The 14866-nt window shown below is 32.7% G+C and carries 14 protein-coding genes and 1 other RNA gene; 7 read left to right on the plus strand and 8 right to left on the minus strand.

What is annotated here, in order from left to right; genetic code table 11:
* Nucleotides 1-9: 9 nt before the first annotated feature.
* Nucleotides 10-1431 (minus strand): ATP-dependent DNA helicase, encoded by a 1422-nt coding sequence (locus ACNO7W_RS14970; protein WP_417938732.1) that lies wholly within the window; start codon nucleotides 1429-1431, stop codon nucleotides 10-12.
* Nucleotides 1432-1585: 154 nt separating this feature from the next.
* Between ACNO7W_RS14970 and ACNO7W_RS14975 the strand changes: the two genes are divergently transcribed.
* Together ACNO7W_RS14975 and ACNO7W_RS14980 are read left to right on the plus strand one after the other, a co-directional pair.
* A complete protein-coding gene (locus tag ACNO7W_RS14975) occupies nucleotides 1586-2407 on the plus strand; it encodes a DUF3822 family protein (protein WP_417938733.1) in 822 nt (273 codons plus the stop codon).
* Complete coding sequence (locus ACNO7W_RS14980; RefSeq protein ID WP_143388358.1) at nucleotides 2404-3003, plus strand: RsmD family RNA methyltransferase; 600 nt, start codon at nucleotides 2404-2406, stop codon at nucleotides 3001-3003. Before ACNO7W_RS14975 ends, ACNO7W_RS14980 begins: the two co-directional genes overlap by 4 nt.
* A 74-nt stretch (nucleotides 3004-3077) precedes the next feature.
* Here ACNO7W_RS14980 and ACNO7W_RS14985 read toward each other — a convergent pair whose 3' ends face one another.
* The 3 genes from ACNO7W_RS14985 to rnpB form a co-directional block, all read right to left on the minus strand.
* On the minus strand, nucleotides 3078-3635 hold the full coding sequence (locus ACNO7W_RS14985) for a hypothetical protein (RefSeq protein ID WP_417938734.1): 558 nt from the start codon (nucleotides 3633-3635) through the stop codon (nucleotides 3078-3080).
* 100 nt (nucleotides 3636-3735) lie between these two features.
* Entirely contained in the window at nucleotides 3736-4686 is a 951-nt protein-coding gene (locus ACNO7W_RS14990) for a ketopantoate reductase family protein (RefSeq protein WP_417938735.1), read from the minus strand.
* Nucleotides 4687-4878: 192 nt separating this feature from the next.
* An RNA gene (gene rnpB / locus ACNO7W_RS14995) (RNase P RNA component class A) lies at nucleotides 4879-5234 on the minus strand.
* Nucleotides 5235-5355: 121 nt separating this feature from the next.
* Between rnpB and ACNO7W_RS15000 the strand changes: the two genes are divergently transcribed.
* The 4 genes from ACNO7W_RS15000 to ACNO7W_RS15015 all read left to right on the plus strand — a co-directional run bounded on the left by ACNO7W_RS15000 (nucleotide 5356) and on the right by ACNO7W_RS15015 (nucleotide 8885).
* Nucleotides 5356-5664, plus strand: a complete 309-nt coding sequence (locus tag ACNO7W_RS15000; protein WP_417938736.1) for a hypothetical protein — start codon at nucleotides 5356-5358, stop codon at nucleotides 5662-5664.
* A gap of 75 nt (nucleotides 5665-5739) precedes the next feature.
* Complete coding sequence (locus tag ACNO7W_RS15005; protein ID WP_417938737.1) at nucleotides 5740-6852, plus strand: class I SAM-dependent methyltransferase; 1113 nt, start codon at nucleotides 5740-5742, stop codon at nucleotides 6850-6852.
* Nucleotides 6853-7152: 300 nt separating this feature from the next.
* Nucleotides 7153-8238, plus strand: coding sequence for a DNA polymerase III subunit gamma/tau (gene dnaX, locus ACNO7W_RS15010; protein WP_143388353.1), 1086 nt, complete (start codon nucleotides 7153-7155; stop codon nucleotides 8236-8238).
* Between the two features lie 263 nt (nucleotides 8239-8501).
* Nucleotides 8502-8885 (plus strand): DNA polymerase III, encoded by a 384-nt coding sequence (locus ACNO7W_RS15015; protein ID WP_235890208.1) that lies wholly within the window; start codon nucleotides 8502-8504, stop codon nucleotides 8883-8885.
* Between the two features lie 254 nt (nucleotides 8886-9139).
* Here the strand turns inward: ACNO7W_RS15015 and ACNO7W_RS15020 are convergent, their stop codons facing one another.
* From ACNO7W_RS15020 to ACNO7W_RS15035, 4 genes are all read right to left on the minus strand, one after another.
* Entirely contained in the window at nucleotides 9140-9658 is a 519-nt protein-coding gene (locus tag ACNO7W_RS15020) for a TMEM175 family protein (protein ID WP_417938738.1), read from the minus strand.
* A 242-nt stretch (nucleotides 9659-9900) separates the two neighbouring features.
* The gene (locus ACNO7W_RS15025) at nucleotides 9901-10791 is read right to left on the minus strand and encodes a Ppx/GppA phosphatase family protein (protein WP_417938739.1); all 891 of its coding nucleotides are present in this window, start codon (nucleotides 10789-10791) and stop codon (nucleotides 9901-9903) included.
* A gap of 69 nt (nucleotides 10792-10860) precedes the next feature.
* The gene (gene ppk1 / locus ACNO7W_RS15030) at nucleotides 10861-12930 is read right to left on the minus strand and encodes a polyphosphate kinase 1 (RefSeq protein WP_417938740.1); all 2070 of its coding nucleotides are present in this window, start codon (nucleotides 12928-12930) and stop codon (nucleotides 10861-10863) included.
* Between the two features lie 5 nt (nucleotides 12931-12935).
* Nucleotides 12936-13421, minus strand: a complete 486-nt coding sequence (locus ACNO7W_RS15035) for a SixA phosphatase family protein (protein WP_417938741.1) — start codon at nucleotides 13419-13421, stop codon at nucleotides 12936-12938.
* 573 nt (nucleotides 13422-13994) lie between these two features.
* Between ACNO7W_RS15035 and ACNO7W_RS15040 the strand changes: the two genes are divergently transcribed.
* On the plus strand, nucleotides 13995-14866 hold an 872-nt coding region (locus ACNO7W_RS15040), incomplete at its 3' end, for a SprB repeat-containing protein (protein ID WP_417938742.1).

Raw genomic sequence — 14866 nt, forward strand, 5'->3', positions numbered from 1 at the left:
TTATGAAATTTACTCTACAAAATTCTCATCCTTAAAACCAATCAAATATAATTTATTTTTTGCTCTGGTCATCGCGGTGTACAACCAGCGGATGTAATCTCTATTGATTCCATCCGGTAAATACGGTTGTTCTATAAAAACAGTATTCCATTGCCCACCTTGTGATTTATGACACGTAATCGCATACGAGAATTTCACTTGCAAACCATTGAAATATTCGTTGGCTTTTACTTTTTGGAATTGTTTATACTTGGTTTCGCCTTCATAATCTTTCAACACTTCCTGATACAATCGGTTTGATTCCTCATAGGTCAGCGATGGCGATTCGCTTTTTATGGTATCCATTAACAATACCGTTTCAAACGGAATCTGATTGGGGTAATCGATCATTCGGATTTTTACTTTGGCAAACTTAAAACCATACAATTCTTTGATATTGAAAATTTCTAATATTTCGATAATATCGCCATTGGCTATAAAACCTGCTTCATCAGAATCTTTTAACCAAAAATAATTGTTCTTCACCACCATCAGGAAATCGCCTGTGGAAAGTTCGCTTTCTTTATCGAGGATTTTGGTTCTGATTTGCTCATTATATTGATTCGCCCTTTTATTGGAACGAACAATAAAAGCGGTATCTTCTATACTATAATTACTATAGGCGGAATTGATGGCATCTTGAATATCGTATCCATCGGTCAAACGAACAATATCTTTGAATTTCTTGACATTAAATTTGAATTCATCGATAAAGGAATCTTTCAATAACTCCCTAAGTTCGGTTGCGTTATGCAAAATCCCGGAACTTTCTTCCTGACGCATGACTTCGTCCAATTCGATATGTTCTACTTCCTTATCATAATTCATTCCTAAAGTGCGAATGTCCAAAGCGGGGCTGATATCCAAATTCACCGGAGGCAACTGAGCCGTATCTCCCAATAAAATCATTTTGCAATTGGTTCCTGAATACACATAAGAAATCAAATCATCCAATAAGGAACCGTTTTCATATAACTTAGAATCGGAATTGGTATCCGAAATCATTGAAGCTTCATCGACTATAAATATGGTATTCTTATGTTTGTTTTGTTGCAATGTAAACGAAACGCCACCACCGGAAGATTTCTTAGGGAAATAGATTTTTTTATGAATTGTAAAAGCCGGTTTATTCGAATAATTAGCAATCACTTTAGCCGCACGACCCGTTGGTGCCAACAAGACATATTTTTTATTAATGTCCAATAAACTATTTACAATCGTAGAAATCACGGTTGTTTTTCCGGTTCCTGCATATCCTTTTAAAACGAAAATGGTCTTATTATCGGCTTCGGTTAAAAAAATAGCAATTTTTTGAAAAAAAATATCTTGTTTATAAGTTGGCTGAAAAGGAAATTTTCTCTGTAAAAGACTGTAAAACAAGGAGGAATTCATGTGAAGGTGATTGCTATAAATGAACATCAAATATAAGTATGAAAATCGAGGCAATTGCATAAATTGGCATTAGAATCAAAAAAAATTGTAAGTTTGTCTCCGCGTTTAATTCTTGTACTATATATAAAGGTAGAAATGGATTGAAAATCAAATTATGTCAATACAAAACACAAATATCACCGAAAAAAAATATAAAAAACTGTCCATTCAAGTTTCCTTGACTGGACTTTCTTTTTGTTGTTTTGACACACTAAACAATACGGTAACTTCATTTAACGAAGTGCATTTTGATACTTTTCATAAAGCCACAAAAATTGAAGAATTATTTGGTGATGCATTTCGGGATTATCCGGAATTAAAGGATTCGTATGATGAAATTTTGGTGATTCACAATAATAACCTTTCTACTTTTGTTCCCACAGCTCTTTTTGATGAGAACTTTTTAGGCAGTTATTTACAATACAACACTAAGGTATTTGAAACGGATTTTTTCGCTTTTGATGAAATTCCAAACTATCAAATGAATGCGGTTTATATTCCTTATGTGAATATCAATAATTTTTTTATTGACCAATTTGGTTCTTTCGATTACAAACATGCCAATAGTATTTTGGTTTCCAAATTATTGGTTGCATCCAAAAATAAGGATGATAAAAAGATGTTCATTCACATCAATTCTGGTCATTTTGAAATCATTGTGGTTCAGAACCAAAAATTATTGCTTTTCAATTCTTTTGATTACAACACACCAGAAGATTTCTTGTATTACATTTTATTTACAGCCGAACAATTGAATTTAAATCCCGAAAACTTCCCATTGGAATTAATCGGAAATATTGATACCGAAAGTGATTATTTCAAAATCGCTTACAAATACATTCGCAACGTTTCACTTATTGATGTGGAAGATTTGCGATGGAACAATTATTTTTCTGAGGCCGAAAACAGAAATCATTTTATACTTTTCAACTCATGAGAATCATTTCAGGAAAACACAAAGGAAGACGCATTTTTCCACCAAAAGGGTTACCAGTCCGCCCCACCACCGATATGTCTAAAGAAGCATTATTCAATGTTCTGAACAACCATTTTAGTTTTGAAGGACTAAAAATATTAGACTTATTCTCAGGAACCGGAAATATCAGTTTTGAATTTGCCTCGCGCGGTAGCACGCCAATCACTTCCGTTGATGCTGATTTTGGTTGTGTAAAATTCATCAAGCAAGTTGCCTCTGAGTATGATTTTAATATTGCTGCCACAAAAAGCGATGTTTTCACCTATTTAGAAAGATGTAAAACTTCGTATGATATTATTTTTGCTGATCCTCCATATGCATTAGACCAAAAGACCTTTGAGAAAATTATAGTATTGGTTTTCGAAAAGGAGTTACTTAATGACGAAGGAATGATGGTAATCGAGCATTCAAAATATACCAAACTGGATCACATGATTCATTTTTCGTTTAAGAAAAGTTACGGTGGTTCTATTTTTAGTTTTTTTGAAATAAACGCTGATAATGACATGGAAGATTCTGAAAATGAATCAACCCAAAGCGATGACGAAGAAGAATAATCTCGATATTCTATAAATAGAGAAACCCTTGAAATTCCAAGAGCTTTTCTGTTTTAATTAAAGAATTAAAGTAATTATTTACCAATTACCCAACCCAAAGTAAAGTTTAATACAGGCACTAAACCACTGTCATTTTTTTCAAAATTATAACCAACGCCCATATTCAAATCAAGATTAAAATTCCCTTTGTAGGTTCTTTGAAAACCCCAAACCGGCGCTACAGTAATCGATGAATTTTCGGATAAAAAGTTATTATTCGTTGAAATTGATCTGAAATTATAAAAAGCGGACATAGCAACAAATCCTCCTGAATTATGGGAAGTAATTTTTCCCTTTCCTGCCCTTTTCTCTAAATTATAATAATGACGAAACTGTTCATTAATGTAAGGATAAAAGATCCAGGTTTTCCCAAAACTATTCGATGTATATCCATAACCTGAACTCAATTCTGAATAAAACGTGTTTTTATTACTTAGACCGTGTTCGTAAACAAATCCCGGAAGTAATACATTAATTTTAAATTGACTTTTTTCTACGGCTGGTTTTTCTTGTGCGTTAGAATGTAAAATTGTCATTAAAATAAAAACAGCTAAAATAGCTGCTTTATCATTTTTAAATACTGGTAATTGCATGTATAATTATTATTAAGTTCTCGATATATCATTTGATTTATATCGGGAGCAAACATAATAATAAATTTTAATTTGTCAGAATTTTATTTTAATAATAAACTCAATCTCTCGTTAATTTCTCTAATATCATTTGATACGTAGGTGTTGCAACTCCAAATTTTACTGCTTGATCCACAACATATTTTGTCAAAGAAACTACTTCGGTATTTCTTCCAGCCAATAAATCTCTGTGCATCGATGAAGTGGCGTCTTGAGGAGATTTTTCCAGTTTGACAATCGTCTGAACCACAATGTCATTTGGCAACGCTAATCCTTTTGCGAAAGCGACAGAAGTAATCTCATTTAGCAATGAAATATAAATTGCTTTGTTAGCTGCATTATTCAAAATAGCACCGATATTTTGATTCAAATACGAAGTAGCCGAAGCCAAAGCAGAAATAAAAATGAATTTCTCCCAAACTGTTTCTTCGATAGTATCAACAATATAACTTTCGATAGCAGCTTTTTCGAAAATGGATTGCAATTTATTCAATTTTGAAATTGGTGCTGTTTTAGAACCAAAAAACAGTTTTTCGTAAGGACCAATTTTCCGAATAACTCCGGGAGATACAATCATAGAAATAATATAAACACAACCTTGCAAAACAGTATTTTCAGGAAACAGCTTTTCTATGCGTTCCGTGGCATCGACACCATTATATAAAGGAAGAATTATTGTTTTTGGCGTAATGCAGTTTTTTATAGAAAGAAAACTACTTTCTATATCATAGGTTTTAGTAGCGCAAATAAGGTAATCCAATTTCCCGATTTCTTCGGGATCATTCGAAACCAAATTTGGAAAAACAATCATTTCACTTTCATCTGACCCGAGCGATAGCGAACTGGCGGAGCAAATAATTTTTAATCCATTTTGTACTATTGCTTTTTGGGTTTCACCGCGAGCAATAAATACAATTTCTATTGCTTCAGATTGAGTATGGGCTTTGGCTAATAATCCACCAAAATAACCGCCTACTCCACCTAATCCTAAAATCCCTATTCTTGTTTTCATATTATAAGTCGATCATATATCACTATTTCAAAGTAAACAACAAAGTTAAGTAATCAAACTTACCACAAAGGCACAAAGACTCAAAGAAAATGAGTTATTGATAAATAATTCTAAAAGTGTAAAGTGTAAAAAGAAGAAAAAAATTTAGCGCCTTTGTGCCTTTGCGGCAAAAAAAATGCATTGAGCAGTAAAAAAAAATGCAGACCTATAAGCCGGATTCTGTCTCCGAAAAATCGGAGCCTTATCATTTATCTAGGCTTACAATTACTCATAAGCTCAAGCTATCTACCCTTCAACAACGGACGAGAAGCCCTTAAATGCTGATATACTTGATATTTCACCGCATAGAGTTTACCTGGTTTCACTACAGCATTACCTGTACATACTTTCTGTTGCACTTGTCCTAATCCGATTGCTCGAACCGACGGGTGTTACCCGCTATGCCTCCCTATGGTGTCCGGACTTTCCTCTTTATTCCGAACTCGATTCGGAACCTGAAATCAGGTGTTGAAACAAGTTCAACATAAAACGATAAGGCGGTCTGCGGTGCGAATTTACAACATTTTTTCATGGATGTCAATTTTAGATTATTTACTTTAACATGTCTTTTGCAACGACTTAAAAATAAAATGGTTATCTTTATAAATAACAATTAATCTCCCATTAATCATGAAACCAACTTACCATTATACCACAGTTTTAGAAGCCTTAGAAGATTTAAAAGAAAAAGGCTTTACCTACGATTTTAATATTCATCAAGATGATATTAAAACAAATCCGCATAAATATGAAGTAAAACACGTATACCGCTACGAAGGGGATGCTGATCCAGATGAAGAATCGGTGGTTTACGGCATAAGTTCCGATTCAGGCGAAAAAGGAGTTTTTGTCGCTGGCTTTTCGGCAAATTCAGATAATGATGCCGCACTTGTTTTGGAAAAGTTATGTATCGAAAGTAGCGGGCAATGCAAACTCTAGTTGCCGTATAGCCATCTTATTTAAAAAAAAGAACTTCATTTTTAAGGTTTCCAAAAAAATTAATTATTAAGTTCGATGCAGTTATCCGAAATAATAATAGAGCGAATCAAAAAAGAAGGTCCAATATCTTTTCGGGATTTTATGGAAATGGCATTGTATTATCCTGAATTGGGATATTATAATTCTATACCGGACAAGATAGGATCCAATGGAGATTTTTACACCAGCCCTTATATTTCTGCTGACTTTGGGGCCATGATAGGTCGTCAAATCGAAGAAATGTGGGAAATTTTAGAAAAAAAACCTTTTACGATTGTTGAATATGGCGCTGGAACCGGTTTATTATGTCATGATATTTTAGATTATCTCAAGAATAATCTCCCTTTGTATGATAGCTTAACCTATTGTATCATCGAAAAAAGTGTCAGCATGCGTGAAATTGAAAAAAAACATTTGCATGAAAAAGTAAGTTGGTACAACTCAATCCAAGATATCCCTGAAATTAATGGCTGTATTTTATCTAATGAATTGGTTGATAATTTTGCGGTGCATCAGGTAATTATGGAAGAACAGCTTAAGGAAGTCTTTGTAGACTATAAAGAGGATTTTATTGAAATTTTGAAACCTGCAAAAAAAGAACTCACCCATTATTTCGAAACATTAAATGTGCAACTACCAAAAGGATTTCGCACGGAGGTCAATTTGGAAGCGGTATCTTGGATAAAAGAAGTTTCACAATCTTTACAGAAAGGTTATGTAATTACCATAGATTATGGTTCTTTGTCCTCTGAATTATACCACAACCACAGGAGTTGCGGTACATTATTGTGTTATCACAAACATCACAAAAATGACAATCCTTATCAATTTATTGGAGAACAAGACATTACATCTCATACCAATTTCTCTGCTATATCGCATTGGGGCACGCAAAACGGACTAGATTGTTGCGGTATCGTGGATCAAGCACAATTTTTATTAGCGCTCGGTATTAAAGAATATCAAAATATTGCTTTAATTAAAAATAAGGATAATTTGCAATTGGCAGCCCATGAGGCATTAATGAATTACAGATTATTGTTTGATATGGGTCCAAAATTTAAGGTTTTGATTCAACAAAAAGGAGTGCCAGAATTTCCATTATCGGGATTAAAATTTTTGAATTCTTCAAGAACAGTCTTTAGTTAAAAACTGTAGCGCAATCAGATTACAAAAAAGGGTGAGGAACATAATATTTCACATTGATATTTAATCAGGAGCTGTTTCCTGCTCTTTGTTACAATCTTTTTTAGGCTGAAAAAGCCTGAAAAAGGATTTTCACTTCAAACGCAGTTCACTGAACTCCTATAAAAATTATAGTACAGTGAAGTAATCAGGGCTAGAGCATTTGAGTCCTAAATACCCTTTTGTTAAATTATAAAATCTTTCAAGCCGCAAATTTTTCCATCTTTAAATTAAAACCTATATTTGCTTTCGAATAAAAATTCTATGGAACAATTTGTTGTATCGGCCCGTAAATATCGTCCTCAAACATTTAAAGATGTTGTAGGACAAAAAGCCATTACCAATACTTTATTGAATGCCATAGAAAGTAATCACCTTGCTTCTGCCCTATTATTTACAGGACCTCGTGGAGTCGGAAAAACAACTTGTGCCCGTATTTTGGCTCGGAAAATAAATCAACCAGGGTATGATGATCCGAATGAAGATTTTGCCTTTAATGTTTTCGAATTAGATGCCGCTTCCAACAACTCAGTTGATGATATCAGAAATTTAATTGACCAAGTCCGTATTCCGCCACAAACGGGACAATACAAAGTGTATATTATCGATGAGGTTCACATGTTGTCTTCGGCAGCTTTTAATGCTTTTTTAAAGACATTAGAAGAACCGCCAAAACACGCCATTTTTATATTGGCAACGACTGAAAAACATAAAATTATTCCAACGATACTTTCTCGTTGCCAGATATTTGATTTCAAAAGAATCACTGTAAAAGATGCTAAAGAACATCTTGCCGAAGTTGCCACCAGTCAAGGGGTTAATTTTGAAGATGACGCTTTGCATATCATTGCCCAAAAAGCAGATGGAGCGATGCGTGATGCTTTGTCTATTTTTGATAGAGTGGTTTCTTTTTGTGGAAAAGATTTAACACGTCAGGCCGTTACGGAAAACCTGAATGTATTGGATTATGAAACATATATCAATGTAACCGACTTAATTTTGGAAAACAAAATTCCAGATTTATTAATCGCTTTCAACGATATTCTTGCCAAAGGATTTGATGCACATCATTTTGTATCCGGATTAGCTTCCCATTTTAGAGATTTATTGGTTTCCAAAACCCCTGCTACTTTATCTTTATTAGAAGTTGGAGAACAAGCACAACAAATGTATGGTGTGCAAGCCCAAAAATGCAGTCAAGACTTTCTTTTAAAAGGAATCGAAATTGCAAATGATTGTGATTTGAAATACAAACTGAGCCAAAATCAACGGCTTCTTGTTGAACTTTGTTTGATGCAACTTGCCTCTATCACTTTTGATGGAGAAAAAAAAAAGTTGACCAATTTATAATTCCACCAACTTATTATTATAGGAAGAATGATTATTCAATAACGGTTCAAACCGAAACTGAAGAATCAAAACCTGTTATTCCAGTTATAGAATCAGTTCAACAAAAAGAACCAGAAGCTATAGATATTACTCCTATAGTTCCAGCTCTTACAGTAAAAATTGATATTCCATCATCAAATGAACCAAAAATTTCCGCATTTTCATTATCGAGTATTCGTGCCAAAAAAGCATTAGAAGAAAGCAATAAAGGGATAGTAAAAGAAGTGGTTCATTTACCAACAGAAACTTTTACAGAAACGGAAATGTTGTTGCAATGGAATAAATATGCGCAACGTTTAGGGGATAAAGGATATAAAATTATGGAATCGTTATTACTCATCAACGATCCTAAATTGAATGGAACTGCCATTTCAATTGAATTGCCTAATGAAGGTTCCAAATTAGATTTTGAAAAAGAATTGAATGGACTTTTAGGTCATTTAAAAGGTCATTTACACAATCATGATATTACAATAGAAGTTATTGTGAATGAAAGTTTTGAAAATAAAAGAAGCTTTAATGACCAAGACCGATACAACAGACTTCTTGAAATAAATCCAAATATTGAACTGTTACGAACAACATTTGGATTAGATTTGGATGCGTAATCTTATGGAATAAGAGTTATAATATTAATTTGTATGACTCTCCGCTTAGCGGACTATAATTATTTTTTAGCCACGAATTTCCACAAATTTTACGAATTAGTGTTTAATTTTTCTTTTAAGGATAAAAATTCGTGACAAATTCGTGAAATTTGTGGCTAAATTTTTCTTTAGTATTATTTACGGATAGTCATATTAATTTGAATTGATTACTTTCTCAATTCTTTTATCAGGTATGAGCCACATCATGGCTACAGCTATATATATATAATGCCCGAAACCCATTCATTAAAAAATGAAAAAACAATCGCAATGATATATAATGCTGCCGATGATTTTCCTTTAAGATCTTTACCTATCGCTTTTTTCAGCAGGGAATTTTCTCCTTGGCCGGCAATAATAAAATTTTGCAATATCACATAGGAAATCCCTGCCATTAAAAGTATGAAGCCATATAAAGCCAGTGTGGCTTTGGCAAAATTATGCTCCCCCATCCATCCTGTTGAAACCGGAATTAATGATAACCAAAATAACAAATGAAGGTTCGCCCAAAGGATTTTACCATTTACTTTAGTAACACTTTGCAGCATGTGATGATGATTATTCCAGTATATGCCTACATAAACAAAACTTAATATATAGCTTATAAATTTAGGGAAAAGTAATTGTAGATCGCTAAAATTTTCCCCTTCCGGAACTTTTATTTCCAGTATCATAATGGTAATTATAATAGCCAAAACACCATCGCTAAATGCCTCTAATCTGTTTTTATTCATTAGTAAATCTTTAAATTCAAATTTCATAACTATTCAGGAACCACAAATACAAAACCATTTTTTTGGCCACTAAGTCACAAAGGCACTAAGTTTTAAATCATACGATTTTATATTTTAAGCAAATAGATTAATTTTCTATACTTCGTAACTTATTTTCTTTGTGTCTTTGAGCCTTTGCGGCAATTTATGATTATTCTCCTTGTAGTTGAAATAAATCTTTAAATTCAAATTTTATATATAAATTATATCTTACCATAATACATCGCTTTTACAATACCATCTGAAAGTCCAATTTTGGGTACATAAATATTTCTTGCGCCACTCCATTTCATTGCGTTAAGATAAATTCTTGTAGCGGGAAGAATTACATCGGCACGGTCCGGATTCAATCCTAATTCTGAAATCCTTTGTTCGTAAGAAAGCGAATTCAAAAAAGCATACTGAGAATTCATGTAAATGTAAGACAAAGGTTTTTCTTGCATTTTTCCCGACATTTTGAAGAGTTTATTAATGTTCCCACCGGAACCTATTAAAGTAACTTCATCGTATTCTTGGGTATTTGTTTTTATCCATTTTTCGATTTCATCCCAAACAACGTCACATACCATATCATTAAGTAACCGAACTGTTCCAGCTTTGAATGATCTCGAATTAATCATTTTACCATTTGAAAATAAAGTAAATTCAGTACTTCCACCTCCAACATCCACAAAAAGATAGGTTTGGTCCGTTTTTAACAGATGATGCAAATCCGTTGAAGCGATTATTGCTGCTTCTTTTTTTCCATCAATGATTTCTATTTTGATATCTGCTTTTTTCTTAATCATTGCTACTACTTCCTTACCATTATAGGCTTCGCGCATCGCTGAGGTTGCAAATGCCATATAGCGTTCCACTTTATGTACTTTCATCAATAGATTGAATGCTTTCATGGCATCACACATTCGTTCCATATTCTCTTCTGAAATTTCACCTACTGTAAAAGCATCCTGCCCCAACCGTATAGGCACTCGAACAAGGGAACTTTTATTGAACTGAGGTTCTTTCCCATCTTGCTCAACAATATTTACAACCAATAAACGCATCGCATTTGAACCGATGTCTATTGCAGCATATTTTTTAAGTTTAATCATTCTTAATCTATGATTTGAATTTAGTTTCTTATTTTATTCGAGGACAATAGCAAATATGAAACCACTTTTTTAAATAATTTCTTCTAATACATCAATTTTGTTTTGATAATATCTATAAGTCTCTAATTGAGCCCTAAAAACAGGATCATGCTTTCTTACTCTATATTTATTATCTAATTTATAGGAATGATATCGCGCTTTTACATTTCCTTTCCAACCCAAATCAAAATTGTCTATTAGTTCATTTTTAATTTCTTGATCATAAATTGGGCAGGTAACTTCTACTCTGCCGTCCAGATTTCTGGTCATAAAATCAGCCGACGAAATATAAACTTCCGTTTGACCAGCATTACCAAAAATATAAATTCTGGAATGTTCCAGATAATTATCTACAATACTTATCGCTTCAATGTTTTCACTCATCCCAGGAATCCCCGGTATCAATGAACAAATCCCTCTAATTTCGAGTTGTATTTTCACTCCCGCATTACTGGCTTCATATAATTTATCAATCATTTTAAAATCAGATAAACTATTCATTTTTAACTTTATATGAGTCTTTCTGCCTGCTGATGCATGTAAAATTTCTCTGTCAATCAGTTTGTAGAATCGGGTTCGGGTGTAATGAGGGGAAACGATAAGATGTTTATATCGATGCACTCGATAATTAATGTCAAAAAATTCAAATATTTTTATAATATCTTTTAGAATTTGTTGGTGACTTGTAAAAAGAGTGACATCCGTATATACTTTTGCTGTAGATTCATTAAAATTTCCTGTAGAAATAAAACCATATCGTTTTATTTTTTCATTCTCAATTCTTTCGATTACACATATTTTACTGTGTACTTTTAAGCCTTTTATTCCAAAAATGAGTTCAATACCTTCTGTTTTCATTTGCTCCGCATACGAAATATTAGAAGCTTCATCAAAACGAGCTTGCAATTCGATTTGAACAGTAACTTTTTTTCCGTTTTTAGCGGCATTGATCAGAGAACTTATTATCTGAGAATTTTTTGCCAATCGGTATAACGTAATTTTTATGGAAGTCACCTTTGGATCAAGAGCTGCTTCCCGTAAAAATTTAGTGAGATAAGAAAAAGATTGATAAGGTGCATTTAATAAATAATCTTTAGTACTAATTTTTTCTAATATACTTCCTTGAAGACTTAATCCTGGAATTGGCAAGGGAACATTCGTTTTGTAAAGTAAATCGAATCTGCCAAGATTTGGAAAATTCATATAATCACGTCGATTGTGATATCTACCGCCAGGAATAATACTGTCAGTAGAAACAATCTTCATTTTATCAAGGAAAAATTGAAGTGTGTCTTTTTCTATTAACTGGTCATAAATAAAGCGAACCGGTTCCCCTATTCTTCTATCTTTAACGCTTGTAGAAATTTTTTCAATCATACTTTTACTTAAATCACTATCAATGTCTAACTGTGCATCTCTGGTAATTTTAATCATATGTGCAGAAACACTTTCGTAATCGAAAATATTAAAAATACTACTCAAATTATGCCTTATTACATCGTCAAGCAGGATTATATATTGCTTTTCATTATTAGAAGGCAAAACAACAAATCGATTAATTGTTTTTGGAATTTCAATGACTGCATATCGAACTTCAGCAGTTTGATTCATAACTAATTTTACAGCCAAGTATCCTAAAGTATCTTTCAATAAAGGAAACTCAGCTAAATCATTTAATATTATGGTTACTAATTCCGGACTTAATTTTTGAATAAAAAAATCTTTTAAAAAATTTTCCTGTTCTCTGGAAATTTCATTTTCATTAATAATGAATATGTTTTCTTTCCCCAGTTTGGTTTCGATGATGTTTAAAATTCGTAAACTTTCGGATTGTTGCTGAATTACTATTTCGGTAATATCCTTCACTAATTGTTGCGCCGAAATACCACCAAGGTATTTCTCTCCAGATATTCCTGAGAGGCTTAATCTTCTGATAGCGGCAAAACGAACTCTGAAAAACTCATCCATATTATTCGAAAAAATACCTAAAAATCGTAATCTGTCCAATAATGGTACTGAATCATCTGCAGCTTCTTGAAGTACTCTTGCATTAAACGCTAACCAACTTTTTTCTCTATCAATATATTTATGTTCTAACACTTTATTTATTTTAAATCTTTGGGGAATATTATTTTTTTAGTTTTGCCTTTTTTAATGGTATCCCAGTTGTCTGTATCAAATTGCAAAGACACAAACCCGGCTGTAGGAACATTATTAATAAATGCATCTCCAAATTTATTAACAAAATTTGTAATAGCCTCATTATGTCCAAAAAGAATAACACTTTCTATACCATTATCGCACGATTTAACAACTTTTTCCAGTTTTTTTTCATCAAAAGTATAAAGTGTGTCTTTGTAATCAATACATTCGATGGGATACGATATATTTTGAGCAAAAATCAGTGCTGTTTCTGAGGCTCTTTCAGCTGTGCTACTCCACATTATATATGACTTAGGAATAAAATCACTTACATTAGAAGATACCAAATGAGCATCTTTCATTCCCTTATGAGTCAACGGTCGATCTTTATCATGCAACGGAGCTTCCCAACTTGATTTTGCATGTCGTATTAATATTAGATTTTTCATACTTACAAGTTTTTATTCATCAATGACATTGTATCAATTTATTTGAGATTACAAATTACAAAATATTTTTCAAACCTAATTTTTATTCAAACGCAAATAATGAAAATGAAATCGATTTACGATTCCTTGAAATCGAGACAAAATACAATTTGCTATTTTAAAAAACACAAAACCAAAACTATTCTTACATAAAAAAAAAATAAAAAACGCAGATAATCGGATTTTTTTGCGTTTTATCGATTTTATTACTTGTTAATATAAAATTAAAAACATAGCTTTGATATGTTAAAATCTTATTAATACGAAATATCCAGAAATAAAAGAGCCCAAAAAAACAATTAAAATAAAGTAAGAAAAACACTTTCTTTTAATTTTTTTAACAAGAAATGTCGTTTTAACGAGTATTTAAGTCTTTCATAGAAAAAAGAATACATAATAATTTAATATAATTAGATTCGCTCAAAATATTTTAGCAATAAGTAAAGAAATATTTTGAATTGATAATAAACGTATTAAAAAAATTATCTGTAACAAAATATAATAATACTTCATCTTAAAAACAAAATATTCCATATGAAAACAATTATTACCCTCAGAATAAAGTCTACCCTGAAACTGATGATTTTGATTTTAAGCCTGTTTTTTACAGTGCTAAACAGCTATTCGCAGACACCGACTTTGGATTGCTCTAAGTGTAATGCAGGTGACTTTACTTTCGAACAATATTTCCTTGGAGACGACAGCGGAACCCCACTATCTGCAACTTGTTCTTCAGGATCCCCTGTAAACGCTTATATATGGATGAATGTCACTAGTAGTAATAAACGTTATTCATTAAAGGTGGATTACGATTTAAAAGTGACCAATCCCGTTACTAATAGTTCAACGACCACGCATGTAACTAATTGTCTCTACGAGCATCAAGAAATCCCTAATACCTTGATTAAATTGGGGTCTATTGCCTGGACTTGTGGTAACGTTATGGAAATTTCAAACTTTTTTATGTCGTGGAAACAAAATAAGTCCGAAAATTGTAGTTTTGATACTCCCAGATGCATCTGCCTGAGCCCAACAATAGTAAATGCACCTTTGTCAATAAATTACACCCAAAATAATGTGTCTTGTTTTAATGGATCTAACGGATCCATTAATATTTCAGTTACTGGCGGGGCTGCTCCGTACTCTTACAATTGGACGGGTACTGGCGTAATAAACACAAATGAAGACCAATCAGGTTTGACCGCCGGGACCTATAACATCACTGCAACTGATTCTAAAGGAACACAAACAAGCAAAGCAATCACCATCACCCAACCGGCTACTGCTTTGGCATTGGCTGCTTCTTCTAAAACGGACGCAACTTGTTTTGGCGCAAGCACCGGAACGGTGACTGCCGGAACGGTGACGAACGCGGTTGGAACGGTAACTTATTCTTGGAAAAATGC

This window comes from Flavobacterium sp. ZB4R12, from assembly GCF_048276375.1.
In the GTDB taxonomy this organism is placed as follows: domain Bacteria; phylum Bacteroidota; class Bacteroidia; order Flavobacteriales; family Flavobacteriaceae; genus Flavobacterium; species Flavobacterium gawalongense.

What these genes read in the sequence shown, in the direction of transcription:
- ACNO7W_RS14970 (WP_417938732.1), bottom strand. Translation starts at nt 1,431, where the DNA reads ATGAATTCCTCCTTGTTTTACAGTCTTTTACAGAGAAAATTTCCTTTT.
- ACNO7W_RS14975 (WP_417938733.1), top strand. Translation starts at nt 1,586, where the DNA reads ATGTCAATACAAAACACAAATATCACCGAAAAAAAATATAAAAAACTG.
- ACNO7W_RS14980 (WP_143388358.1), top strand. Translation starts at nt 2,404, where the DNA reads ATGAGAATCATTTCAGGAAAACACAAAGGAAGACGCATTTTTCCACCA.
- ACNO7W_RS14985 (WP_417938734.1), bottom strand. Translation starts at nt 3,635, where the DNA reads ATGCAATTACCAGTATTTAAAAATGATAAAGCAGCTATTTTAGCTGTT.
- ACNO7W_RS14990 (WP_417938735.1), bottom strand. Translation starts at nt 4,686, where the DNA reads ATGAAAACAAGAATAGGGATTTTAGGATTAGGTGGAGTAGGCGGTTAT.
- ACNO7W_RS15000 (WP_417938736.1), top strand. Translation starts at nt 5,356, where the DNA reads ATGAAACCAACTTACCATTATACCACAGTTTTAGAAGCCTTAGAAGAT.
- ACNO7W_RS15005 (WP_417938737.1), top strand. Translation starts at nt 5,740, where the DNA reads ATGCAGTTATCCGAAATAATAATAGAGCGAATCAAAAAAGAAGGTCCA.
- dnaX (WP_143388353.1), top strand. Translation starts at nt 7,153, where the DNA reads ATGGAACAATTTGTTGTATCGGCCCGTAAATATCGTCCTCAAACATTT.
- ACNO7W_RS15020 (WP_417938738.1), bottom strand. Translation starts at nt 9,658, where the DNA reads ATGAATAAAAACAGATTAGAGGCATTTAGCGATGGTGTTTTGGCTATT.
- ACNO7W_RS15025 (WP_417938739.1), bottom strand. Translation starts at nt 10,791, where the DNA reads ATGATTAAACTTAAAAAATATGCTGCAATAGACATCGGTTCAAATGCG.
- ACNO7W_RS15035 (WP_417938741.1), bottom strand. Translation starts at nt 13,421, where the DNA reads ATGAAAAATCTAATATTAATACGACATGCAAAATCAAGTTGGGAAGCT.